At 66.4% G+C, this 23,784-nt stretch carries 25 protein-coding genes; 15 read left to right on the top strand and 10 right to left on the bottom strand.

Features of this window, described 5'->3' with window-relative positions:
* Window positions 1-43 precede the first annotated feature (43 nt).
* Window positions 44-1,042, top strand: a complete 999-nt coding sequence (gene hemB / locus HAPAU_RS04550) for a porphobilinogen synthase (RefSeq protein ID WP_066380133.1) — start codon at window positions 44-46, stop codon at window positions 1,040-1,042.
* A gap of 337 nt (window positions 1,043-1,379) precedes the next feature.
* Window positions 1,380-3,032, top strand: a complete 1,653-nt coding sequence (locus HAPAU_RS04545; RefSeq protein ID WP_066380128.1) for an ammonium transporter — start codon at window positions 1,380-1,382, stop codon at window positions 3,030-3,032.
* Window positions 3,033-3,127: 95 nt separating this feature from the next.
* On the opposite strand, the gene HAPAU_RS04540 is transcribed toward HAPAU_RS04545, so the two are convergent.
* Window positions 3,128-3,337 carry a TOBE domain-containing protein gene (locus tag HAPAU_RS04540; protein ID WP_066380127.1) on the bottom strand — a complete coding sequence of 70 codons (210 nt, stop codon included), beginning with the start codon at window positions 3,335-3,337 and terminating at the stop codon, window positions 3,128-3,130.
* 140 nt (window positions 3,338-3,477) lie between these two features.
* On the opposite strand from HAPAU_RS04540, the gene HAPAU_RS04535 reads away from it, so the two are divergent.
* The 7 genes from HAPAU_RS04535 to HAPAU_RS22875 all read left to right on the top strand — a co-directional run bounded on the left by HAPAU_RS04535 (window position 3,478) and on the right by HAPAU_RS22875 (window position 9,152).
* Complete coding sequence (locus HAPAU_RS04535) at window positions 3,478-4,458, top strand: substrate-binding domain-containing protein (protein ID WP_066380126.1); 981 nt, start codon at window positions 3,478-3,480, stop codon at window positions 4,456-4,458.
* Complete coding sequence (locus HAPAU_RS04530; RefSeq protein WP_066380124.1) at window positions 4,458-5,159, top strand: ABC transporter permease; 702 nt, start codon at window positions 4,458-4,460, stop codon at window positions 5,157-5,159. Before HAPAU_RS04535 ends, HAPAU_RS04530 begins: the two co-directional genes overlap by 1 nt.
* Window positions 5,156-5,929, top strand: a complete 774-nt coding sequence (locus HAPAU_RS04525; protein WP_066380122.1) for an amino acid ABC transporter ATP-binding protein — start codon at window positions 5,156-5,158, stop codon at window positions 5,927-5,929. Before HAPAU_RS04530 ends, HAPAU_RS04525 begins: the two co-directional genes overlap by 4 nt.
* Window positions 5,930-5,980: 51 nt before the next feature.
* Window positions 5,981-6,682, top strand: coding sequence for a TOBE domain-containing protein (locus HAPAU_RS04520; RefSeq protein WP_084383664.1), 702 nt, complete (start codon window positions 5,981-5,983; stop codon window positions 6,680-6,682).
* A gap of 25 nt (window positions 6,683-6,707) precedes the next feature.
* On the top strand, window positions 6,708-8,048 hold the full coding sequence (gene hemL / locus HAPAU_RS04515) for a glutamate-1-semialdehyde 2,1-aminomutase (protein WP_066380120.1): 1,341 nt from the start codon (window positions 6,708-6,710) through the stop codon (window positions 8,046-8,048).
* Window positions 8,049-8,696, top strand: coding sequence for a hypothetical protein (locus HAPAU_RS04510; protein ID WP_066380118.1), 648 nt, complete (start codon window positions 8,049-8,051; stop codon window positions 8,694-8,696).
* Between the two features lie 69 nt (window positions 8,697-8,765).
* Complete coding sequence (locus tag HAPAU_RS22875) at window positions 8,766-9,152, top strand: hypothetical protein (RefSeq protein ID WP_066380116.1); 387 nt, start codon at window positions 8,766-8,768, stop codon at window positions 9,150-9,152.
* A 19-nt stretch (window positions 9,153-9,171) separates the two neighbouring features.
* On the opposite strand, the gene HAPAU_RS04500 is transcribed toward HAPAU_RS22875, so the two are convergent.
* The gene (locus tag HAPAU_RS04500) at window positions 9,172-9,825 is read right to left on the bottom strand and encodes a helix-turn-helix domain-containing protein (protein WP_066380114.1); all 654 of its coding nucleotides are present in this window, start codon (window positions 9,823-9,825) and stop codon (window positions 9,172-9,174) included.
* A 166-nt stretch (window positions 9,826-9,991) separates the two neighbouring features.
* Between HAPAU_RS04500 and hemC the strand changes: the two genes are divergently transcribed.
* Genes hemC through HAPAU_RS04485 form a run of 3 tightly spaced genes read left to right on the top strand, consistent with a single transcriptional unit; the run spans window position 9,992 to window position 12,590 of the window.
* Window positions 9,992-11,119 (top strand): hydroxymethylbilane synthase, encoded by a 1,128-nt coding sequence (hemC, locus tag HAPAU_RS04495; RefSeq protein WP_066380325.1) that lies wholly within the window; start codon window positions 9,992-9,994, stop codon window positions 11,117-11,119.
* Entirely contained in the window at window positions 11,116-11,850 is a 735-nt protein-coding gene (gene cobA, locus HAPAU_RS04490; RefSeq protein WP_066380112.1) for a uroporphyrinogen-III C-methyltransferase, read from the top strand. Before hemC ends, cobA begins: the two co-directional genes overlap by 4 nt.
* Window positions 11,847-12,590 carry a uroporphyrinogen-III synthase gene (locus HAPAU_RS04485; protein ID WP_066380110.1) on the top strand — a complete coding sequence of 248 codons (744 nt, stop codon included), beginning with the start codon at window positions 11,847-11,849 and terminating at the stop codon, window positions 12,588-12,590. Before cobA ends, HAPAU_RS04485 begins: the two co-directional genes overlap by 4 nt.
* Before the next feature lie 6 nt (window positions 12,591-12,596).
* Here HAPAU_RS04485 and HAPAU_RS04480 read toward each other — a convergent pair whose 3' ends face one another.
* Both HAPAU_RS04480 and HAPAU_RS04475 read right to left on the bottom strand, forming a co-directional pair.
* Window positions 12,597-13,610 carry a S66 peptidase family protein gene (locus HAPAU_RS04480; protein WP_066380108.1) on the bottom strand — a complete coding sequence of 338 codons (1,014 nt, stop codon included), beginning with the start codon at window positions 13,608-13,610 and terminating at the stop codon, window positions 12,597-12,599.
* Window positions 13,611-13,649: 39 nt separating this feature from the next.
* Complete coding sequence (locus tag HAPAU_RS04475) at window positions 13,650-13,976, bottom strand: hypothetical protein (protein WP_066380107.1); 327 nt, start codon at window positions 13,974-13,976, stop codon at window positions 13,650-13,652.
* Between the two features lie 84 nt (window positions 13,977-14,060).
* Here HAPAU_RS04475 and HAPAU_RS04470 point away from each other — a divergent pair, with 84 nt between their 5' ends.
* On the top strand, window positions 14,061-15,467 hold the full coding sequence (locus tag HAPAU_RS04470) for a DHHA1 domain-containing protein (protein ID WP_066380105.1): 1,407 nt from the start codon (window positions 14,061-14,063) through the stop codon (window positions 15,465-15,467).
* A gap of 92 nt (window positions 15,468-15,559) precedes the next feature.
* On the opposite strand, the gene HAPAU_RS04465 is transcribed toward HAPAU_RS04470, so the two are convergent.
* Complete coding sequence (locus tag HAPAU_RS04465) at window positions 15,560-16,219, bottom strand: helix-turn-helix domain-containing protein (RefSeq protein ID WP_066380103.1); 660 nt, start codon at window positions 16,217-16,219, stop codon at window positions 15,560-15,562.
* Window positions 16,220-16,590: 371 nt separating this feature from the next.
* Here HAPAU_RS04465 and HAPAU_RS04460 point away from each other — a divergent pair, with 371 nt between their 5' ends.
* Complete coding sequence (locus HAPAU_RS04460; protein WP_066380101.1) at window positions 16,591-16,914, top strand: DUF5783 family protein; 324 nt, start codon at window positions 16,591-16,593, stop codon at window positions 16,912-16,914.
* 43 nt (window positions 16,915-16,957) lie between these two features.
* Window positions 16,958-17,314, top strand: coding sequence for a NifU family protein (locus HAPAU_RS04455; protein ID WP_066380100.1), 357 nt, complete (start codon window positions 16,958-16,960; stop codon window positions 17,312-17,314).
* Here HAPAU_RS04455 and HAPAU_RS04450 read toward each other — a convergent pair.
* The 5 genes from HAPAU_RS04450 to HAPAU_RS04430 all read right to left on the bottom strand — a co-directional run bounded on the left by HAPAU_RS04450 (window position 17,311) and on the right by HAPAU_RS04430 (window position 23,781).
* Window positions 17,311-18,201 (bottom strand): ketopantoate reductase family protein, encoded by an 891-nt coding sequence (locus HAPAU_RS04450; RefSeq protein WP_066380098.1) that lies wholly within the window; start codon window positions 18,199-18,201, stop codon window positions 17,311-17,313. The genes HAPAU_RS04455 and HAPAU_RS04450 overlap by 4 nt on opposite strands.
* A 2-nt stretch (window positions 18,202-18,203) precedes the next feature.
* The gene (locus tag HAPAU_RS04445; protein WP_066380324.1) at window positions 18,204-18,527 is read right to left on the bottom strand and encodes a DUF7130 family rubredoxin-like protein; all 324 of its coding nucleotides are present in this window, start codon (window positions 18,525-18,527) and stop codon (window positions 18,204-18,206) included.
* A gap of 39 nt (window positions 18,528-18,566) precedes the next feature.
* Complete coding sequence (locus HAPAU_RS04440) at window positions 18,567-19,793, bottom strand: cytochrome P450 (RefSeq protein ID WP_066380096.1); 1,227 nt, start codon at window positions 19,791-19,793, stop codon at window positions 18,567-18,569.
* Between the two features lie 64 nt (window positions 19,794-19,857).
* A complete protein-coding gene (locus tag HAPAU_RS04435) occupies window positions 19,858-23,361 on the bottom strand; it encodes a DNA polymerase II large subunit (RefSeq protein ID WP_066380095.1) in 3,504 nt (1,167 codons plus the stop codon).
* Window positions 23,362-23,781: a PPC domain-containing DNA-binding protein gene (locus HAPAU_RS04430; RefSeq protein ID WP_066380094.1), complete on the bottom strand. Its 420-nt coding sequence runs from the start codon at window positions 23,779-23,781 to the stop codon at window positions 23,362-23,364. It lies immediately after the preceding gene.
* Between the last annotated feature and the right edge of the window lie 3 nt (window positions 23,782-23,784).

The raw sequence follows: 23,784 nt of genomic DNA, 5'->3' as shown, positions 1-23,784 counted from the left end.
GGCCTCCCGACACGCCTTTGGCCGCGACGCGCCCAGATCGGACATGGACATCACGAAGCGCCCGCGCCGCCTCCGGAGCGACGGCGTACGCCCGCTGGTCAGCGAGACCTCCCTTTCGCCCAGCGACCTGATCGCGCCGATTTTCGTCGACGCCACCACCGACGAGCGCGTTCCCATCGAGTCGATGCCCGGCCACGAGCGCGTACCGGTTTCGGAGATCGTCTCGCGGGTGCAGGAAGTCGGGGAGACCGGCGTCGAGGCCGTGATGCTGTTCGGGATCCCCGAGAAGAAGGACGAGCGGGGCACCCGCGCGTGGGCCGAGGACGGGGTCGTCCAGCGTGCCCTCCGAAAGATCTCCGAGGAGACCGACGCCTACGTCATCGCCGACCTCTGTTTCTGTGAGTTTACCTCCCACGGACACTGCGGGATCGTGGAGGAAGGAGCCGAGGAGGATCCCCACATGACCGTCGACAACGACGCGACCCTCGAACTCATCGAACGCACGGCGCTCTCGCAGGCCGAGGCCGGCGCGGACATGATCGCGCCCAGCGGCATGATGGACGGGATGGTCGCGACCATACGGGACGCGCTGGACCGGGAGGACTTCACCGAGGTGCCGATCATGAGCTACGCGGTGAAATACGAGTCGGCGTTTTATGGACCCTTCAGGGACGCCGCCGACGGCGCACCGAGTTTCGGGGACCGTCGCCACTACCAGATGGACCCCGCAAACCGTCGGGAAGCGATCCGGGAGGCCCGCCTCGACGCCGAGCAGGGCGCCGACGCCCTGATGGTCAAACCCGCGCTGCCCTACCTCGATATCGTCCGCGACGTGCGCGAGACCACCGACCTGCCCGTCGCCGCCTACAACGTCTCCGGGGAGTACGCCATGCTTCATGCCGCCGCGGAGAAGGGCTGGCTCGACTTGGAGGCGGTGGCCCGTGAGTCGTTGCTCTCGATCAAACGCGCGGGCGCGGACCTGATTTTGACGTACTTCGCCGAAAGCGTCGCAAGCGAGCTTTCCGCGGGCAACCGAACGTAGTTCGGTGATTTCGGCTGACTGTCGGACGTAGTCCGGCGGCTGAACCGCCAGCGCCCGCACGCGGACGGCCCCTACCCTCGATGCGGCCACACCGACCGCCGACCGACGGATGTTCGATTTCGCGGCAGTATTTGTCCAGTAGCCGGACGAAGAACGACCTTATATTGCTATTATTCCATTGTGTATTCTACGTTCGTCTACTGTAGCCGTTGAAAATATTCGTATCACAACACTAATATCTATATACCTCTACTTCCATTCCTTCAACCGTGATTCGCAAGACATTCATAGTCGAAATCAGTTCGAACAGTAACGAACGTCCAGTAGAGGTGGTCGAATGCAGGTAGATCCCTCAGTGCTTGCGGAGGGCGTCAACATGATGTGGGTGCTCGTGGTGACCTTTCTCATCTTCTTCATGCACGCCGGCTTCGCGATGCTCGAAGCGGGGCAGGTGCGCTCGAAGAACGTCGCGAACCAGCTGACGAAGAACCTGCTGACGTGGGCGGTCGGCGTCGTGATGTTCTTCTTCGTCGGCGCGGCGATCAGCACAGTCGTCGGCGCGATCACCGGCGGTGGGTCCTACACGCTCGCCGACGCCTTCTCCTCGACGCTGGGCGGCGACTCGGGCGCGTGGGTCGACTGGCTGTTCGGCGCGGTCTTCGCGATGACCGCCGCGACCATCGTCTCGGGAGCCGTCGCCGGCCGCGCGAAGCTCCGCGCGTACGTCGGCTACACGGTCCTGCTCGCGGCCGTGATCTATCCCGTCGTGACGGGCCTGACGTGGGCCGGGGGCTTCCTCGACACGCTGGGATTCCACGACTTCGCGGGCGGCATGATCGTCCACGCTGTCGGCGGGATCGCGGGACTAACGGCCGCTTGGATCCTCGGCCCGCGGATGGACCGTTACAACGCCGACGGCACCGTCAACGTCATCCCCGGCCACTCGATGACCTTCGCAGTTCTGGGGACCCTCGTGCTCGCGTTCGGCTGGTACGGCTTCAACGTCGGCACCGCCGCGACCGTCTTCACGGCCGAGGGCGGCGAACTCGCACTGGGTGACTTTGCCTACGTCGGCCGCGTCGCCCTCGCCACGACGCTCGGGATGGCCCTTGGCGCGCTCGGCGCGAGCGTCGTCTCGCTGGCGCTCACCAAGAAGGTCGACACGCTCTACGTCGCGAACGGCCTGCTGGCGGGGCTGGTCGGCGTGACCGGAATCGCCGACGTCGTCACCTGGTGGGGCGCGGTGCTGGTCGCCTTTATCGCGGGCGCACAGCTCCCCCTCGTGTTCCGTTTCGTCGAGCGCACCCTGAAGATCGACGACGTCTGTGCTGTGTTCCCCGTCCACGGGTCGGCGGGCGTCATCGGCGCGCTCGCGATCCCCTTCGTCGCGATCCCCGGCGAGGGCCCGACAGTGTTCGCACAGGTCGCGGGCGTCGCCGTGATCGCCGCCTGGACGATCGGCGCGACCGCCGTCGTCTGGGGCGCGTTCAAGGCGCTCGGGCAGGCCCGCGTTACCCCCGACCACGAGCGCGACGGCCTCGACGTCAGCGAACACGGCGTCGACACCTACCCCGAGTTCGGCGGCCCCGACATCGCCACCGACGGCGGTCCCGACGTCGTCCGTACGGACGGCGGCGTCGCCGACTCGGGGATCAAGATGGTGACCGCGATCGTCCGGCCGGATCGGTTAGGAGCGGTCAAACGCGAACTCGCGAACGTCGGTGCACCGTCCCTCACCGTGACGAACGTCTCCGGGCGCGGCTCACAGCCCGCGAAGAAGGGCCAGTGGCGCGGCGAGGAGTACACCGTCGACCTCCACCAGAAGGTGAAAGTAGAGTGTGTCATCGCGGACATCCCGGTCGAGGACGTGGTCGGCGCGATCCGTGAGGGCGCCAACACCGGCGAACCCGGCGACGGCAAGATCTTCGTCCTCCCCGTCGAGGACGCCCTGCAGGTCCGCACCGGAAAACGCGGTCCCGAAGCGGTCTGAGTAACCGATTCCCTTTTTCCGCCGTCTGACGGCCGACCGTGAGTGGCGACAGTAATCGGCACTGAGCCGCGAGGGATGTCCCGACAGCCCGACGACTACTCGCCGTCGATCATCACCGCAGTCGCCTTGATCACTGCGTCGACGGTGTCGCCCTCCGAGAGGTCAAGCGACTCGGCCGATCGTCTCGTGATGACCGCGACGACGGTCTGGCCATCCGCGACTTCGACCGTGATCTCGGCAGTCAGTCCGTCGATCTCCACGTTCTGTACTTCGCCCGAGAGCCGGTTGCGTGCGCTGAGGGTCATCGTCGCTCGTCAGTAGGATCGGATTCCGACTCGATAACGATATCGACGAAACGAGCCGTTCGTGCCCGTCTGCCCTCGAAGCTCACGGTTCGTGCGCTCCTATCGACAGGATTAAGAGTCCATCCGCGCACGTTGTTCCTATGACGATACAACGACGTGACTTCTTGGCGCTCGCAGGGGGTACGGCGACGGCCGGACTGGCTGGCTGTACCGGGATGTTCTCGGGCGGCGAAGAGGAAAGCGGTGGAAACAACGAGAGCGGGAGCGATGGGGGCTCGATCGCCGGCCAAGAACTGGTGCTCGCGACGACGACGAGCACCTACGATACGGGTCTTCTGGACGAGGTCAACGCGGCTTTCGAGGAGAACTTCGGCACGCCCGTCCAGGCGATCTCCCAGGGGACGGGCGCGGCCCTCGAAACTGCGCGCAACGGCGATTGTGACGTCGTGATGGTTCACGCCCGGAGCCAGGAGGACGAGTTCATGCGCAACGGCCACGGGATCAACCGCCGGAACCTGATGTTCAACGACTTCGTGATCGTCGGGCCCGCGGACGACCCCGCGGGAATCGGTGGCGGTGGGGACGCCGTCGGGGCGTTTCAGGCGATCGCCGAGAGCGAGTCGTTGTTCGCTTCACGAGGGGATAACTCCGGCACCCACACGGCCGAGCGACGGATCTGGGAGGCCGCGGGCGTCGAACCCGGCGGTGAGTGGTACCTCGAGACCGGCCAGGGGATGGGCGATACGCTCAATCAAGCCAGCCAGCAGGGCGCCTACACCCTCTCGGACCGGGGGACGTTCATCTCCCAGCAGGACGAAATCGAAATCGAAATCCTCGTTCAGGGCCCCGTCGAGGGGGGCCCCGAGATCCTCGCGAACCCCTATGGGGTGCTCGCGATCAACCCCGCGGTCCACGGGGACGTCAACTACCAGCTCGCGATGTCCTACATCGGCTTTCTCACCAGCCCCGAGGGTCAGCAGGTCATCGAAGAGTACGAACTCGACGGCCAACAGCTCTTCTTCCCGCAGGCGCTCTCGGAGGACCCGAACTTCCAGCAGTACGTCCCCGAGGGGTGGCAGCCCGACGATGGGGAGGGCGGGGGTAACGCCACAGGGGAGTGATGGCCGTCGAGGCGCTTCCACCGATCGTCGGGTTGCCCTTCGAGAGCAACTACATCCGGAGCATCGTCCGGGTCTCGCTGTCGGTGAGTCTGACTGCGGTCGTCCTCTCGACGCTCGTGAGCCTGCCGGTCGCGCTCGCCGTCGGCTTTACCGAGTTTCGCGGGAAAGGCCTCGTGACCGCCGTGATCAACACCGGGATGGGGTTTCCGAGCGTCGTCGTCGGCCTCGTGGTGCTCTTTGCGGTGTCGAACGAGGGGCCACTCGGCGCGCTGGACCTCGTTTTCACCCCCCAAGCGATGGTGATCTCCCAGTTCGTGCTCGCCACGCCGGTGATCACCGGGGTGAGTCTGGCGGCGGTCACGGGCGTCGAGGGGTCGATTCGGGACGCCGCCTACGCGATGGGCGGGACCCGACTCGACGTCGCGCTCGTGGTCATCAAGGAGGCGCGTTTCGGGATCGCGACCGCCGTACTCGCCGGGTTCGGTCGGGCGATCTCGGAGGTGGGATCGGTCCTCATCGTCGGGGGGAACATCGCCTACGCCGACGGCACCGCCTACACCCGCAACATCACGACGGCGATCACGCTCGAGGCCCGACAGGGGCGCTACGAGACGGCGATGTTCCTCGGGGCGATCCTCGTCGCGATCGTGTTGCTGGTCAACGCGGTCGTGGGCCGCCTCGGCGGGGGTGGACGGCGATGAGTGCGATCCTCGACGTCTCCGAACTGGGTCACGCCTACGACGAGCCGGTGTTCTCGGACGTCTCGCTGTCGGTCGACCGGGGCGAGGTACTGGCGATCATCGGCCCCTCCGGCGTCGGGAAGTCCACGCTCTTACGGTTGCTCGCGCTGTTCGAGCGGCCCGACTCGGGGACGGTCAGCTACGAGGGGACCGACGTCTGGCGGGTCTCGGAGAACCGACGGCTCGCGCTGCGTCGAAACGTCGGCATGGTGTTTCAGGAGCCGAGCCTGTTCGACGCCCCAGTACTGAAAAACGCCGAGTACGGGCTTCGGGTGCGCCAGTCGTGGACGGATCGGCTGAAACGGAGCGCGGCCGAACTCGTCGGCAGGACGAACGGGACCCACGAGGCGGCGCTTTCGGCGCTCTCGGTGGTCGGACTCGATGGAAAGGGAGAGCAGAACGCCCGCTCACTGTCGGGAGGCGAGGCCCAGCGGGTCGCGTTCGCGCGCGCGCTCGCCTACGAGCCGAGCGTGCTGTTGCTCGACGAACCCTCGTCGGACCTCGACCCGCGCAATACGGCGGTACTGGAGTCGGCGATCGCGAAGGCGAGCGAGCGGGGGATCGGCGTCGTGATCGCCACTCACGACATGCACCAGGCCGAGCGGGTCGCGGATCGCGTGGGCGTGTTGCTCGGTGAGGAGGTCATCGAGGTCGGCCCCACGAGGCGGGTCTTCGAGGAGCCACACGACGAGCGCACCCGGAAGTTCATCGACGGCGAGTTGCTCTACTGACGCACCGCTAGATTGATTTTCTCGCCCGCACTGGGGTATCGTATTCCTTCCATGGACGAGGACGTTCGCGGCACACTCGAGATGGGGTTGGCCGTCGGCGATGCGGTCGTTACCGACCGGGATGTCGTGCTGTTCGAAGCCATCGAGCAACACGGGTCGATTCACGCGGCCGCACACGCGCTCGAACGCTCCTATTCGCACGCTCAACGTCGGGTCGTCGAACTGGAGGAGGCGCTCGGCCCGCTTGTCGACCGCCAGCGGGGAGGATCGGGCGGCGGCGGGAGTTCGCTCACCGAGGACGCACGCGCGTTGCTCGCGCGCTTCGACCGCCTCGAGACCGCCGCCGAGGGCCTGACCGCCGTCGAGGAGACGGTGCTTTCGGGCCGGGTGATCGAGCGCGACGGCGAACTCGGGACCGTCGACTGTGGACCCGGGCGGCTCCGGGCGCTCGTCCCGCCCGAGGCCGAGGCGGTCACGGTGGCGATCCGCTCGGATGCGGTCACGCTCACCCCACCCGAGGAGACGCCCGCACCCGAGGAAACGAGCGCTCGCAACCGGTTTTCGGGGACCGTCGAGGCCGTCGAGACCGGCGAATCGGTCGCGCGCGTCCGCCTCGATATCGGTTCGGAAGTGTCGCTTCTCGCACTCGTGACGCGGACGAGCGTCGACCGACTGGGCCTCGAACCCGGCCGGGCGGTCGTCGCCTCGTTCAAGGCGACGGCGACACGCGCGACGCCGACCCACCGCGATTAATGAGCCTCGGCGACAAAGCGCGGGTATGACCCTCAAGGACTCGCGCGATCTCTACGACCGGGCGCTCTCGGTCCTGCCGGGCGGCGTCAATTCGCCGGTGAGAGCGTCGATCCAGCCGTACCCCTTCTTCGTCGAGCGCGGCGACGGGGGACACGTCATCGACGCCGACGGAAATCGGTATATCGACTGGGTGATGGGGCTCGGGCCCCTGCTTTTGGGCCACGACCTGCCCCAGCAGGTGCAGTCGGCGATCCAAAAACAGGCCAGCGCCGGGCCGATGTACGGCGCGCCCACCGAGATCGAGGTCGAACTCGCGGAGTTCGTCTCCCGCCACGTCCCCTCGGTCGAGAAGGTCCGCTTCGTGAACTCGGGTACCGAGGCGACCGTTTCGGCGGTGCGCCTCGCGCGGGGCTACACGGGGAGGGAGAAGATCGTCGTCATGCAGGGCGGGTATCACGGCGCACAGGAGTCGACGCTCGTCGAGGGCGGTCCCGAGAGTCCTTCTCCGAGTACGAAGGGCGTTCCCCAGTCCTTTGCCGAGCACACGATTCCGGTGCCTTTCAACGATACGGAGGCGATCGAGCGGGTCTTCGAGGAGCGCGGCGAGGAGATCGCGGGCGTGCTCGTCGAGCCGATCCTCGCGAACAAGGGGATCGTTTCCCCTGTCGATGGCTACCACGAGACCCTGCGAAAGCTCACCCGCGAGCACGGGTCCCTCCTCGTTTTCGACGAGGTCATCACCGGCTTTCGCGTCGGTGGGCTCGCCTGCGCACAGGGGAAGTTCGACGTCACCCCTGATGTGACGACCTTCGGCAAGATCGTCGGCGGGGGCTTTCCGGTCGGCGCGATCGGCGGTCGTGCCGAGATCATCGAGTCGTTCACCCCCTCGGGCGACGTCTTCCAGGCCGGCACGTTCTCGGGCCACCCGGTGACGATGGCCGCCGGGTTGAAAACGCTGAAATACGCCGCCGAGAACGACGTCTACGACCACGTGAACGACCTGGGCGAGCAGTTGCGGTCGGGGCTGACCGACATCTGTGCGGATCAGGCCCCCGAGTACACGGTGGCGGGGACCGACAGTATCTTCAAGGTGCTCTTTACGCGCGAGACGCCCGTCGAGGGCGAAAGCCACTGCGAGGCGGGCTGTGAGCAACGCACCGACTGTGCGCGCTACACTCGCTGTCCGAAGACGGGCGCGGACGTCGGAAACACAGAGATCGAGCGTTGGAACCGGCTGTTGTGGCCCGCGATGTTCGATCAGGGCGTCTTCCTCAGCCAGAACGGGTTCGAATCCCAGTTCGTGAGCGATTCACACACCGAGGAGGACGTCGAGCAAACGCTCGAAGCGTACAAACACGCCCTGTAGATGGGGCGCGGGCCCTGGTACCGGCTCTTGGAGGTCCTGCTGTTCGCCTTCCCGCCCGTGATCGGCGTCGGGATCGTCGGCGTGCTACGGAGCTATCCCGACCCGCTCGTCGGGCGGGCGATCCTCGCGATAGCGAGCGTCGGCGGGCTGGCGATCCGGATCGGCGTCCCGGTCTGTCTGTTCCTCGACGGACGGGCGCTTCGCGAGCGCGGGCTGTGGCGGCCGAACTACCCGCTGTACGCGCTCGGGGCGCTGTTGCTCTCCGCGCCGGCCGTCGGCCTGTTCTACCTCTATCGACGCCACGACCGGGTCGACCGCCCGCCGGGGTGGGACGGCTGGTGGGCCGTCGTCGCCGCCTCGCTCGGCGGATCGCTCTCGGGGATCCCCGTTGCGCTGCTGGCGTACGTCCTCGCGTTGCCCCCGCTCGTCGTCGCCATCCCGGCGCTGTTGGCCGGACTCGCGCTCGCCGTGTTCCCGGTCGGGATCTACCGGGACGCGATCTACCTGCGTGCCGTCGCCGACTGGCGACCCAACCCCGCGCTGTATCTCGCGCTGGCGTTCGCGAGCCTGTTCGTTCCCCTGCTTCAGCCGCCGGTAGCCGCCTACTACCTCTATCGTCGCCAAACCACCCTGCCCGTTCGCCCGTAAGATCCTGATAAACGGGCTGCGGGTGCAAGCACGGTCAGCAAGCCGAATCCGGGTGTAGTGGGTGACGCGATGGCACACAACTTCACCGAGGACGACGAGGGCAAGACCGTCGTCAACGACCAGGGCGATGAGGTCGGCATCATCGCGGACGTCGAACACGGGACCGCCTACGTCGACCCGGACCCCGGGTTGACGGACAAGATCAAGTCGAAACTCGGTTGGGACGACCGCGACGAGGACACCTACCCGTTGCAGTCGGAGTCCGTCGCATCGGTAGACGACGACGCGGTTCGACTCGGATCGGCCACCACGACCGGAACCGGAACCACCGGAACCGGTAGTACGGCCGGGTCGGGTGCCAACACGCCTCCGGGCGAGACGGGCACCAGGGACGACGATGGGCTACTGGACGACGATGACGACGGACTGTTGGACGACGACGACACCCGCCGGTAGACCATCGACCGCGTTTTCGTTATTCTTCGGCCGGGCCGGTGATCAGCGCCGACTCGATGAGGTTCCGATGACCCCGACGCAGTCGCTCCGAGAGCGCTTGGTGTGAGACGTCGAGGCTCTCTGCGAACTCGCCGAGCGTGAGGTCACGGGGAACGTTGTAGTAGCCGCGTTCGACCCCCTCGACGAGCGTGTCGTATTGCTCTTTCGTGAGGCTGTACTGGCCGCGGCGCTCCCCTTCGAGGTCGTAGATGCTGGTGACGTCGAAGTCGATGCCGGCGCGCCGACAGCGGTCGTACGTCTCCGAGAGCACCCCGCGGTCGGGAAAGAGAACGCGAAGGCGCCACCGTCCGCCGGTACCGGTCGCCGAGAGGATCGTCGAGTCGGCCTCAAGAATGGCGTGAACCGGGTTGATCGAGTCCACCCAGTCCATCTTGTAGAGCCGTTCGGCCTCGAGTTCCGAGAGACACTCGACCCCGTCGACGGTCGGGTCCTCCTCCAGCGCCGCCTCGAAGGTCTCGAACTCCTCGGTACGGACCCAGACGAACGGGATGAGTCGCCCCTCGTTGTGGGCGGCGACGCGTTCGATCTCGACCTCCACACTGGGGACGCCCGCGAGGGTGTCCCGCAGCGCGAACTCCGCGGCCGGTATCGTGAGTTCCGCGATCGTTCCCATGTGTTGTCCAAAACGGCTGATGGGATAAGGGTGCGTAAATGACAACTGGTATCCATTATTCGGGAGATTGTGGGCGCTCGAGGAGCGATCGGGCGGGGCGAACACGGACGGGTCGACCGATGACGATAACCGGCAGTATATGTGCATCGGGAGCCGAAACGCCGGTATGACCACGCGATCGGACCCGATTCGGCTGGCGACGCGCGGATCGGACCTCGCGCTCGCCCAGGCCGAGTCGGTCAAGCGAGCGCTCTCGGGGCGTCGCCGGGAGGTCGAACTCGTCACCGTCGAGACGACCGGCGACCGGATCGACGACGAACTCATCCACCGGCTCGGCAAGACCGGCGCGTTCGTGCGCAGTCTCGACGAGAAGGTGATGGAGGGGGAGGTAGAGGGCGCGATCCACTCGATGAAGGACATGCCCACGGAGGACTCGGAACTCGTCATCGCGGCCGTCCCCGAACGCGGAACGCCTGGCGACCGCCTCGTGACCCCCAACGGGGCCACACTGGAGGAGCTTCCCGAGGGGGCGACGGTCGGCACCGGGAGCCTTCGTCGGGGCGCCCAGTTGCTCGCGAAGCGACCGGATCTGACGGTCGAACCCCTGCGCGGAAACGTCGACACCCGCGTCGAGAAACTGCTCTCGAAGTCGCTCAACGAGGAGTACGACCGGCGGGTCGCCGCCGACGAGGAGCGAAAGGCCAACACCGACGACGACTTCGATCCGGCGTTCGATCAGCGGCCCGAAGAATGGGTCGAGGACCTCTCCGAGCGCGAACGACGGGCCTTCGAGCGAACCGAGCCGTTCGACGCGATCGTGCTCGCGGCGGCCGGGTTGGAACGCTTGGGGCTGGATCGGGAGATACCCACGCGAGAGCTTCCCACTGAATCGTTCGTCCCCGCCGCCGGGCAGGGGGCGCTCGCGGTGGCGATGGCGGACGGTGACCTCGCGAGCGAGGTCAACGACGCGCTCGATCACCCGCGGAGCCGCGTCGAGACCACAGTCGAGCGCACGATCCTCGCGACGCTCGGCGGGGGCTGTGTCGCCCCGATCGGGATCCACGCGGTAATCCAGGGCGAGTACGTCCGCACGCGGGTACAGGTGCTCGCCAGAGGGGGCGAGCCGACGATCTCGGTGACGCGGGACATCCCCGTCGAACGCCACGTCGAGGCCGCCCGCGACCTCGCCGAGGAGCTGGCCGAACGGGGTGCCCGCGAACTCATCGAGGAGGCCAAACGCGAGGCGAGCGGGGAGGAGATCGACACCGAACGGACGGAGGAAGGCGAGGGATGACCGGTACCGTCCATCTGGTGGGAAGCGGCCCCGGCGACCCGGAGCTGCTGACGGTGAAGGCCAAGCGACTGATCGAAGACGCGGACGTCGTGCTCCACGACAAGCTTCCGGGCCCCGAAATCATCGAGTCGATCCCGGAGGAGAAACGCGAGGACGTCGGCAAGCGCGCGGGCGGCGAACGCACGAGTCAGGAGGAGATCAACGATCGACTGCTCGAACTCGCCCGAGCGGGAAAGCGGGTCGTCCGGCTGAAGGGCGGGGACCCATTCGTCTTCGGCCGGGGCGGCGAGGAACTGGCATACCTCCGCGAGCGCGGGATCCCCGTGGAGGTGGTCCCCGGGATCACCTCGGCGATCGCCGCGCCCGCCGTCTTCGGGATTCCGGTGACGCACCGTGATCACGCTTCCAGCGTCTCGTTCGTCACCGGCCACGAAGACCCCACCAAGGACGAATCGGCGGTCGACTGGGAGGCGCTCGCCGCGACCGGCGGGACCATCGTCGTGCTGATGGGCGTCGGGAAGCTCCCCGAGTACACCCGTGCGCTGCGCGAGGCCGGCATGGACCCCGAGACTCCCGTCGCGCTGGTCGAGCGAGGGACCTGGCCTGACGGGCGGGCAGTCTCGGGCACCCTCGAAACGATCGTCTCCGTACGGGACGAAGCGGGAATCGAACCGCCCGCGGTGACAGTGATCGGCGGGGTCGCGGGGCTCTACGGGGAGGGCGAGGAATGACCCAGGAAACGCGGATCGCCGTGTTCCGTCCCGACGACGAGCGCCTCGCGGAGGCGGTCGAGTTGTTGAAGGCGCTCGGCGCGGACCCGATAGCCGACCCGATGCTCGCCGTCGAGCCGGCGGGCGCAAGCCCGCGCGAGGACGCCGAGTTCACCGTGCTCACGAGCAAGACCGGCGTCGAACTCGCCCGAAAGGAGGGGTGGGAGCCGTCGGGGACCGTCTGTGCGATCGGCGATAGAACGGCGAGAGCGCTCCGGGAGACGGGCTACGAGGTGGACCTGATCCCCGAGGAGTTCTCTTCTGTCGGACTCGTCCGCGCGCTCGCCGGGGAGGTCGCGGGCACACGCGTCGAGGTCGCCCGCTCGGACCACGGCAGTTCGGTGCTCACCGACGGGCTGAACGACGCGGGCGCGTACGTCCACGAGACGGTTCTTTACAGACTGATCCGCCCACCCGAATCGGGCGTCTCCGCCGAGCGGGCCGCCGCCGGCGAACTCGAGGGCGCGCTGTTTACCTCCTCGCTGACGGTCGAGCACTTCCTCGCGGCCGCGGCCGAGCGCGGACTGCGCGAGGAGGCGACCGCGGGCCTTTCGGCTGCTATTGTCGGTGCGATCGGCGAGCCGACCCGTGCGACCGCCGAGCGCGCAGGGATCGAAGTGGACGTCGTCCCTGCCGTCGCGGATTTCGAGAAACTGGCCTGCGGCGTCGTCGAACGGGCGGCACCGAGCTATCACGACTGACGGCGATTACGACCGGCTAAAGCGGATCGCCCGCGCGGGGGCGTCGATCGTCATGGGTGCGCCGAGCGGCAGGGGGAGGTCGGGCGCGGCGTGGCCGAAATCCAGATCGAAGACGATCGGGAGGTCGGCGTACTCGTCGACGGTGCCGGCGATAACTCGGCGCTGGCGACTACGATACTTCTCACGTTCGTCACCCCCGGGCGTTTCGGGTTTACCGACGACGAGTGCCTCGCAGGCGTCGAGCACCCCCCGTTCGCCCAGCGCCATGAAGAACCGCTCGACGACCGCGGGCTCGGGGATCTCCCCGGAGGTCTCGACCGCGAGGATCCGTCCCTCACAGGTCTCGCGCGTGAAGTAGGACGTGTCGGTCAGGAGCTGTGATTCGAGCATGGCGAGACAGCCACCGACCACGGGCGCGGTGAGGACCTCCTCGGTCGCGTTGTGCCAGTGCCAGCCCTCGCTTTCGAACCACGTTCTTGGCAGGTCGCTCCCGACGTCGTAGTACTCGTCGGTCCACTTCGCGGCGGGCGAGAGCGGGCCGAAAGGCGTCCCGAAGAGCGCGCGTTCGGTTGCCTCCCGGGTGTAAGGGCGCATCCGCGGGTCGGCGACGAGGTCCGGAAACAGCTGCGCGCCGTAAAAGGAGACGATTCCGAGGGAATCGAGGAACAGGTGGAGGTGGGTGTTGTCGCTCGCGCCGTAGAAACGCGTGGGGTTCTCACGGAGGCGCTCGGGCTCGAGATGGGGGAGCATCTGGAGTTCGCAGTTGCCCCCGAACGCGGCGACAACCCCTCGAATGTCCTCGCGCTCGAACGCGCGGTGGACGTCCTCGGCGCGCGCTTCGGGGTTCGCCCGGAGCCACTCAGTCGTGCGCGTCGCGGTATCGAAGACCTCCACGTCGAGGTCGAACGAGCGCAGGCGTTCGACGCCCCGCGAGAGCGCGCCGTTCGGGGCGGCGTGTGAGGGGGCGATCACCGCGACCGTGTCGCCGCGTTCGATCGGCGGTGGGTAGGCGGCGTTCATACCGACGCCACGGCGGACGGGCGTTTTTCGGTTTCGCCTTCAGGCGAGTTCGCGGGCCTTCGTTCCCAGCGTGAACAGCCCGACGACCGCGAGCAAGGCGCCGACGAGGGCGCTTTCGGTGAAATACATCGAAACCCCGAACGCCGTCAGCCCGAGCGCGAACGCGATTTGAAAGCGCGGATCGAGCAGGCTCGTGACGAAAACGCCGACCGCCAGCGCGAGTGTGAGGTAGACACGGATGAGACCCGGGATCGCGGCGACGGGGCCGGACTGGCGGCCCGTGAAGTACGTCGAGACGAGCGTGACAGCGAGCAGCCCCACGACCAGTAGCTTCGTGAGGACGGTAACGAGCGAGTCCGAGGGCATATCGGAGACTATGGAGAGCCGAGGATAAACGCTCGGTGAGTCCCTCCGGAAGTTTATACCCGAGGCCGGGCCAAGGGTCGGTAGATGACCGGTCCGGTCCCCGAACTCGACGCACGTGCAAGCGCCTGTGCAGGGCGGATAGCAGCGGCCGAGGAGGTGCTGCTGGCCTCCCACATCGACGCCGACGGGCTGACGAGCGCGGGGATCGCCGCGAGCGCGCTCGAACGCGCCGGAATCGACTTCGAGGCGACGTTCGCGAAACAGCTCGATGCGGACGAACTGGAACGGATCGCCGAACGCGACTTCGAGACGGTGCTGTTTACCGACTTCGGCAGCGGGCAACTCGACCTGATCGCCGACCACGAGGCGGCGGACGATTTCACGCCAGTGATCTGCGATCACCACCAGCCCGCAGACGCCGGGACCGAGTTTCACTGTAACCCCTTGCTCGAAGGGCTCAACGGGGCGACGGAGCTCTCGGGGGCCGGAACGACGTATCTCCTCGCTCGCGCGTTAGGCAGTGGTGACAACCGGGATCTGGCGGCACTCGCGGTCGTTGGCGCGGTCGGCGACATGCAGGCCAGTACCGGCGAACTCGTCGGCGCGAACGAAGCGATCGTCAGGGAGGGCGTCGAGGCGGGCGTACTGGAGGCCGGCACGGATCTCGCGATCTACGGCACCCAGACGCGCCCGCTGCCCAAACTGCTGGAGTACACGAGCGACGTCGGGATCCCGGGGATCTCGGGCGACGCCAACGGGACGCTTCGATTCCTCGACGGCCTCGACCTCGATCTGCGCGAGGACGGGGAGTGGCGCTGCTGGGCCGATCTGGCGGACGACGAGAAGCGAACCGTCGCGAGCGCGCTGGTCCGTCGGGCGGTCGCAAGCGGCGTGTCGAGCGAGAAGATCGACGGGTTGATCGGGACGACCTACATCCTCACCCGCGAAAAACCGGGGACCGAACTCCGGAACGCGAGCGAGTTTTCCACCCTCTTGAACGCCACCGCGCGCTACGAGCGCGCGGACGTGGGGCTCGCGGTCTGTCTGGGCGATCGCGAGGGGGCACTCGAGGAGGCCCGAACCCTGCTTCGAAACCACCGGCGCAACCTCTCGGAGGGGTTGGGCTGGGTGAAAGAGACCGGTATCGTCGGTGAAGACCACCTCCAGTGGTTCGACGCCGGGGATCGGATTCCCGAGACGATCGTCGGGATCGTCGCGGGGATGGCGCTCGGCTCCGACGGGATCAGTCCCGAGAAACCGATCGTCGCCTTCGCCGAGAAGGACGAGGAGAACGCGAAGGTCTCGGCCCGGGGAACGCACGTGCTGGTCCGCCGGGGACTCGACCTCTCCACGGTGATCGGGACGGCCGCGAGTGCCGTCGGCGGCGACGGCGGCGGTCACGACGTCGCCGCCGGGGCGACGGTTCCGAAACGCGAGCGCGAGGCATTCATCGCCCACGCGGATCGGCTCGTGGGCGACCAACTGGCGTGAACGGGTCGCTTGACGTACTCGACGCCATCGACAAATCCGCTCGATTCGTCCTCGTCGTGTTGCTCATCGGCTGTACGTTCGCGAGCGGCGATCTACTCGTCCTCGGAGCCGATGATAACCGTGTTTTTGAGGACGCTCTTTTCCCCGCGGCGCAGACGCTCTGAGAGCGCCTGATGGGAGATATCGAGCTCGTCGGCGAGGTCGGTGAGGGTGATCTCCCGCGGAACGTCGAAGTAGCCGCGCTCGTAGGCGATGACAAGCGTGTCCTGCTGTTCGTCCGTGAGGCCGAATCGACCCTCGCGACCGTCGTCGAGCTGGTAGATGCTTCGGATGTCGAGCGTAAGTCCGGCCTCCCGACAGTAGTCGTAGGTCCGAGAGAGCGCGTCCCGTTCGGCAAAGAGCACGCGAAGCTGCCAGCCGGACTCGTCACCGAAGGCGGCGAGGATCGAGCCATCCTCCTCCACGAGGATTCGAATCAACGTCTCGATGTGATCGACCCACTCCATCCGATAGAGCCACTCGCCGTCGAGCTCGGAAAGCAGTTCGAGGTTTTCGACCGACTCGTCCCGTTCGAGCGCGTCCTCGATCCGGTCACTGTCGGTTCCAGTGACCCAGACGAACGGCATGACGTGATCCGCGTCGTGGGCGACGAACCGTTCGACCTCGAACTCGATGTCCTCGAGTTCCGAAAGCGTTTCCGAGAGGGCGAACTCCTCGGATGGCAGTTCTACCTCCACGATCGTAGCACTCATGGGTCCGGTTACGTGGGAGGGGGTAATACACCCCGTGAAACACGTACAGGAGTTGGGTAGGAATTTTGTATCGTCGTAATAGATTTATCACCGTCGATCCGCTCCGAAGTCGGCTTAGAGGGCCGATCCTCCGGGGACGGTCGGACCGGCGTAGGTGACGAAGTCGACCGTGGTCATCGCGCCGCCTGTCGGGATCACTGACCGGTATCACTGGTATCGGAGGCATACCCGGTCATCGCAGGCCGATTCGGGTTTCCTCGACCGCTCCGGTACCGGACCGGGAGATATGTAGTAAATCGATAATGGCGATATAGAATGAAACGGTCGTGCGACACCGGCCCGTTTTTACTCGCGCCGTTCGAGGAACGCGTATGACCGAGTTCGATCCCGAGAAGTTCGAGGAGAAGTACGTCCACTACTTCAACGAGCTTCAGCGGGCCTATAAGAACGCCTTCGAGTACATGAACGAGCGCTACGACTCCGAACTGGTCCACGCGATCGATCAGCAGGTACTAAACGAGAGCGAACCCCAGTACGACGAGGAACGCGGCGAGTTCTCGGTCGATCTCCCGGAGAGCCCCTACGACCGATTAGGGGGCGTTATCGTCGAGCGCGAACGATTTGAGGGAGTCCTCGATACCTACGTCGAGCGGATCGAGGAGGAGCTTCACCGGGTGCTTGGCGTCGAGCACTGAGGCAGTCCAAAGGTCTAAGAACGGTCGCACCCTACGCGTGGACATGAGCACCGAAACGCAGGGAGCGGACGACCTCGACGAGCGCGTGATGAACTTCCTGCGGCGCAACTTCCCACAGATCCAGATGCACGGCGGTAGCGCCGCCATCCAGAACCTCGACCGCGAGAGCGGCGAGGTGACGATCCAGCTGGGCGGGGCCTGCAGCGGCTGTGGTATCTCCCCGATGACGATCCAGGCGATCAAGAGCCGGATGGTCAAGGAGATCCCCGAGATCAACCAGGTCCACGCCGAGACCGGCATGGGCGGCGACGGCGGGATGGGCGGCGGTATGAGCCCCTCGTTCCCCGGCGAGACCACCGACGACGAGTCGAGCGACGAAGGCCCGCAGGCGCCGTTCTAACGCAGTCCGCGCGAGTTCTCCCACGTTTTCACAAGTCCGACGAGCAATGCGTTCGTCGGGACCTCCCTTCGGGCGTGTTCGACGACGGCACCGTTGATCGCGTCGATCTCGGTTCGCCGTCCCTTCCCGAGGTCCTGTGCCATCGAGGAGGTGTTTTCACGTGTGGCGCTCGTGACCCGCCGGAGCGCGCCGACGGCCGTTTCCTCGGAGAGAGCCACCCCGTTCTCGCGGGCGACACGGGCGGTCTCGCGGGCCGCCTCGCGGGCGATCGGCCACGCCGGTTCGGCCAGTATCGCGCCGTTTTCCGTTCCCGCCAGCGCCGTCACGGGATTGATCCCCGCGTTGACTGCACACTTCTCCCAGAGCCGCCGGGGCATATCGCGGGCGACGGCCGTCTCGACGCCCGCACCGGCGACCGCCTCTCCGACACGCGCTGCGAGCGCGCTCTCGCCGCCCTCGGGCGATCCGAGGACCACTCGCCCGACCCCCGTGCAGGCGACTTCGCTCGGTTTCTCGAGGGCCGCGCCGTAACTGGCCGTTCCGGCGAGAACCGGGGAGTCGAGGTCGCGTGCGAGGCGCTCCTCGTTGCCGATCCCGTTCTGAAGCGAGAGTACGGCCCCGAACTCGCCAGTCGAAAGGGTCCGGGCGGCCTCGGCAGTATCGTAGCTCTTGACCGTAACGAGTACGAGATCCGCCGCGAGGTCGGTTCCGTCGGTCGTCGCGTTCGGGGAGACGCGGGCCTCGATAGCACCCGAAATCCGCAGGCCGTTTTCGCGGATCGCAGAGACGTGGGGATCGCGCCCGACCAGCGTGACGCGGTGCTCGCGAGCGAGCAAGCCCCCGAGAAGGCTCCCCAGACTGCCCGCGCCGAAGACGACGATCCTCACCGCTAGTCTTCGGTCCAGTACATCAGCGACTCCTTGGGTTCGCCGCAGTTGGGACACTCCTCGGGGAGGCCCTCGTCGATCCGGCCCATCTCGCCACACTCCGTGCAACGCCACATGAGTTCGGCCTCGCCGAACTCGCCGCCAGAACGGGCGTGCTCGACGCTCATGGACTCGTAGCCCTCGCGCATCGTGACGTAAAAGCCCGCGTTGTCGAACCCGCGGACCTTCCCGAGGCGATTGCCCTCGCCGTCGAAGACCGGCTGGCCGAAGTCGATCCGGTCGATCTCCTCCTCGCTGACGTCGTCGGGTGTCTCGCCGTCGTTCATGGCGAATGATTCGACGCCGGGAAGCATAAAGGTCGACCCTCAGACCGTCGCGTATTCCAGTGGAAGCGACTCGACGCCGTAGATGAACGAGCTTCTGGTGGGTTCGAGGTCCGTCCCGACGAGTTCGACGTCCGTGAGACGGTCGAACAGTTCCGAGAGGGCGACCTCCGCCTCCAGTCGGGCGAGCGGCGCGCCCAGGCAGTAGTGGGTGCCGTGGCCAAACCCGAGGTGCTGGTTGGGCGAGCGATCGGGAACGAACGAATCGCCGTCGGGGAACTGTCGGCCGTCGCGGTTGGCCGAGCCCATCCAGACGATCACCCGCTCGCCCGCACCGATGGTCTCGCCGTTCATCGTTACCTCCTCGGTCGCGATGCGGGTCATCGCCTGTACCGGCGCGCGGTAGCGAAGCGTCTCCTCGATGGCTGACCTCGGGACCGCACCCGCATCGGTGTAGGTGCCGAACAGGTCGTTCTCGCCGAAACACCGGACGGCGTTGGTGATCAAGTTCGTCGTCGTGATGTTGCCCGCGACGAGCAACAGCATGCAGGTTCCAAGCACCTCCTCGCGGGGCAGGGGCTCGCCGTCGATCTCTGCGGTCGCGATCGTTGAGATCAGGTCGTCTTGGGGGTTCTCGCGGCGTTCCTCGATGAGCTGGAGGAAGTAAAAGCCCATCTCGCGCTGGACCTCCTGCTGGCGTTCTGCGAACTCTTCGCCGCCCTCGCCGTCGCTCGCCGAGGAGACGATGGCGTCGGACCACTCTTTGAACCGGTCGCGGTCCTCGACGGGCACGCCGAGCAGTTCGGCGATCACCACGACCGGCAGCGGGTAGGCGAACTCCGAGACCAGATCCATCTCGCCCTCCCCTTCGAGGGTGTCGTCGAGGATTTCGCGGGTCAGCTCCCGGATCCGGGGTTCGAGTTCGCGGATCGCCCGCGGGCGAAACGAGTCCTCGACGACCCCCCGGAGCTCGTCGTGGCGCGGCGGGTCCTCGAAGAGCATCGTATCGAGGATCAGCCCCGCACCCTGACCCTCGGGTTCGACGAAATCGGTCGCCTTCGAGGGGTCGACCGAGAAGGTCGAATCGTCGTCCAGGATCCGCTTGACGTCGGCGTAGCGAAAGACGTCCCACGAGTTGCGCCCGGGGTCGTAGCGAACGGGCGCGTTCTCGCGCATCTCGCGGTACCACCCGAACGGTTCGAGCCACGCCTCGCGCGTCGAGAGCGCCTCGGGAAACGCCTGCAGCCCCCGCGGTTCTGCGGAACTCATACGACTGTCAGTAGAATCGAGACACACATCAACCTTCTGCGGTAGGAACGACGGACAGGGACGGTTACATGAAGTCCGCAATTCCGGACTGCTTGTTCTTGTCGTTCTCAAAGACGCTTTCGAGCGAGCGGTCGAGGATCTTCAGGCGCTGTTTGGTGTACTCGCGACAGCCGTATTCCTCGGCGACGCGGGTCGCGGTGTCCATGTACTTGCTGACCGACCCCTCGTGGACGGTCAGGTTCACCGTCCCGCCGCAGTCCCGGCATTCGCCCGAGAGGGGCATTCTCCTGTACTTCTTCCCACAGGAGAGACAGCGCGTCTCCTGGCTGGAGAACGCTCGCAGGTTCCCGATCAGGTCGGGGAGGAAGTGGTACTCGATGACCCGTTCTGCGACGTCGGTTTCATCTACTGCTCGGAGCTTTCGCGCGAGTTCGAGCTGGGCGTCCATCTTCTCCATCATCGAGCCCAAGGTTTTGTACGCCGACAGATCGGGTCCGAGCGCGATGTTCGAGGTGTCGTGGGTGTGGGCAAAGCCCCGATACTGGTCGGCGGTGCCGACCGATTCCTCCGCGAGCCTGATGTCCACCTCGCCGGGGTCGGCCAGTTCGAGGGTCGCCTCGTAGAATTCGAGAGGATACCGTTCGACGACGTCCATGTTGTGGGCCTCGTCGTCGATCTCGGCAGGGTCGATCCGCGAGGACATCACGAGTGGTGCGTCCATCTGTCCGCCGCGCTTGTCGGGTAAATATTCTTTCGAGAAGTTGAGCAGGCCGTCCATCAGCAACATCACGCAGTCCTCGTCCCCATCACAATTTCTTCTCTTTGATGCGTGAAAATACGGATGGGCATAACCCACTGCGGCGCTCGTAAACCCGACGACGCGACCCACCACGGCGGCGCTGGTGTGGGGCGCCATCCCGAAGACGAGTTCGCCGACGAGTTCTTCACGCTCGGAAACGTCGTAGAACGGGTCGAGCCCGTAGTAATCCTCCAGCAGTTCGTCGACGAAATCGGCGGTCTTCAGCAGGTGTTCGGCCGCGCCGTCCGAGAGGACGATGTCTTGGACCTTGAGTTCGACCAACTGATCGGCGTGTTCGAGGGGTGTCCCTTCGATGTCCTCGTGGTAGCCGAGCCGGCGGAACTCCTCGACGGAGACGTCGAGCTCCTCGGGGCGGACGGACGTGACGGGAAGGTCGGTCATATCGTAGCGGACGGTGCCGTCCTTGAACGCCGAGACGCCGTGTTTCGCCCGGAGGATCCCCTTTTCCATCGGTTCGGGCGTCTTGTGCGAGGAAGTCAGTCCCTTGACCCCTTTCAGCGTCTCGAAGGAGCCCTCGCGCTCGTCGATTGCGGAGAGGGCGTCGTGGTAGATCTCGTCGAGGTCGAGGACCTGTCGGTCGACGCTCGTACCCTCGATTTCACAGCGGGCACACTCGACGCGTCCGGCCTCGTCGGGTTCGAGTTCGGTTCCGCAGTCGGGACACTCGTAGTGCGGAAACGTGTTGGCCCCACAGTCGGGACAGTCCCCGCGGAAGGTATGGCTCCCGCAGGCTTCGCACTCCCGACGGCCGACGCTCACCTCGACCTCGCCGGGGGTATCGCGCATCCCGGGGGCGTAGCGGGCCGCCTTCGCGACGTCGCGCTGGGAGCCGCCGGCCTCCCCGATCGGAAAGAGGGTGTGGACCGCGGGCGAGAGTTCGCGTTTCTCCGATTTCTCGGGCCGGCCCATCCGGTTGCCGATCCGGGTCGGGGCGCGTTCTCGCACGGTAAAGGGCGCGACCTCCGCGACGGCCCTCATCGCGTTGTTCCCGCCGTCCCACGCGTGGGCCTCCTCTGAGAGCGAGGCCCACTCGCGGGTCAGCTCCTCCGAGAAGCCCATCGTCGCGACGAGCGCGCGCCACTCGGGGATCGAAAGGGTCTCTGCGGTCTGTCGGTGTTCGACCAGCAGGGTCTCGAGCGCCTCCCGAACCACCTGTGTTCGAGTCAGTTCGAGTTCGCCCGCTTTGACCGTCCCCTCATCGACGGCCTCCGCGAGCGCCTCGAATTCGGTGGTAGAGAGGTCGTGCCACAGATGGGTGTAGTTCGGATGCAGCGGGGCGTTGTACTCGACCGCCCAGTCGAGGGCCTCCTCGACGGTGGGTGATTCGAGATCCACACGGGGCGAATCCGCGAGTGCCTGGACGTTCGCCTCGCTGTCCTCGAACTCCTGGATCCACCACTCAAAGGTGTAGGAGGCGGGTGCAAGCGGGTGGTTGTTCTCGACGAACTCCCCGAAGTTGATGAGGTACTCGCCGGCGTCGATGATCTTCTCGACCCCGTTTTGCACCTCGAGGGCTTCCGCGGCGTCGTCGATCCGCCGGACCTCGCCGTTTGCCAATCGAACTGTGGGCCCCTCGATGGTGTCGACGGGGATGATCCCGTGTGCTTTGCCGGGGCGTTCGGTCTTGATCTGGGTGCCCGTCGCGAGGAAGTCGTCGACGATATGCATCGTCGCCGGATGAACGCCGCCGGTCGCAAAGCCGTGGTTGCGCGCCCGCCCGTAGCGCAGGCGAAAGCCGCCCGGCCGGGAGGGATGGGAGAAGACCGGTCGGCCCGCGATCAGGTCCCTCAAAAACTTCGTCGCGGGTTCGACCCGCGGCGGGCCGGCGGGTTCGTCGGGTTCAGCGTCCGCCGTCTCGTCCCCGTCGCCCTCGTCGCCGGCGTCCGTCTCGTCAACCTCGTCGCCCTCGCCGATCGTCCCGTCGATGAGGTCCTGAAGCCACGGCCAGTCGATCTCGTCGAGTTCGCGGGTGTAGCGCTGGATCTTCGGGGCCTTGAGCGCGATCCCCTCCGCGAGCACCAGACACATCCCGCCACGGGGGTTGTTGGTGTCGACGCGCTCCAGATCGCGAAAGCCCGAGACTTCGGCGTCGCCCGTCGACTCCCCGTCGAGCATGATCGGGCAGTTCCGGGCGATGAACTTCGTCTCCTTGTCCTTCGGGGAGTACTGCAGTCCCGTCGTCTTGTCGTAGAGTCCCACCTCCTCGGCGTAGCGCTCGATCTCGTCGTCACGTGCCTGATACTCCGAGACGCCCAACAGTGCGCGGGTGTAATCGGCAACCAGCACCGAGAGCGCCTGTGCAGTGCCACCGGCCGAACGGATGGGACCGGCGTAAAAGACCCGCACACAGTCGGTTCCGTCGTCGTTTTCCAACAGTTCGACCCGGTCGATCCCCTCGATGGGCGCGGCGACTACGCCCTCCGTAAGCAGGGCGACCGCAGTCCTGACGGCTCCCTCGATCTTGCCGTCCTTGGTCTCGTACTCGCCCACGCGACCTTCGGCGAAGTCCTCAGCGAGCGCGAGCGCGGCCTCCTCGCGGCTCATCCGCTCCTCGAGTTCCCGGACCCGCTCGGCGACGCCCGGGATCCCGAGGATGTTCTCGACTCGGTCGGCCATGTCCTTCGCGACCGGGATCTCGACCTCGGGACGGGGGTCGCCGCCGGTCGAGCGAGCGCGCTCGGCCCGATCGAACGCCTCGTCCAACCGGGACTCGATCCGCTCGAAGTAGCGTTCGTCCTCCTCGTGCATCTACAACCAGAGGTCGAGGTCGGTCGTCTCGTCGGGCTCGCGGACGAATTCACCCTCGAACTCGCGCATGTAACACTCGCCGGCGAACACCGTTCCGGCGTGGAGGTGACCCGCCAGTGCCTGCCCGCTTGGCCGCGAGAGCACCGCGTGGGTGTGGGCGAAGCGCTCGGCGTCCAGCCACGCGACGTTGCCGACGCAGGCGGCGACTTCGAGGGGTTCCTCGAACTGGACGGTCTCGTACTCCTTGTCGCGCTGGTCGTAGAACCAGAGTTCGGCGTCCTGCACCGCACCGAGCGCGTAGAAAAATCCCGCATCGATCTCCTCCTCGGCGGCGAGGGTTTCGATCTCCTCGCGCCAGTCTGCGCCGGTCTCCATCCGGGCGGCGAACTCCCGTTTCGTACGGACCTCGCGGTAGTGCATGCG

Origin of the sequence: Halalkalicoccus paucihalophilus (assembly GCF_001593955.1) — an archaeon.
Lineage (GTDB): Archaea > Halobacteriota > Halobacteria > Halobacteriales > Halalkalicoccaceae > Halalkalicoccus > Halalkalicoccus paucihalophilus.
Note: the sequence above shows the minus strand (reverse complement) of the source record. Positions and strands in the feature narration are given on the sequence as shown.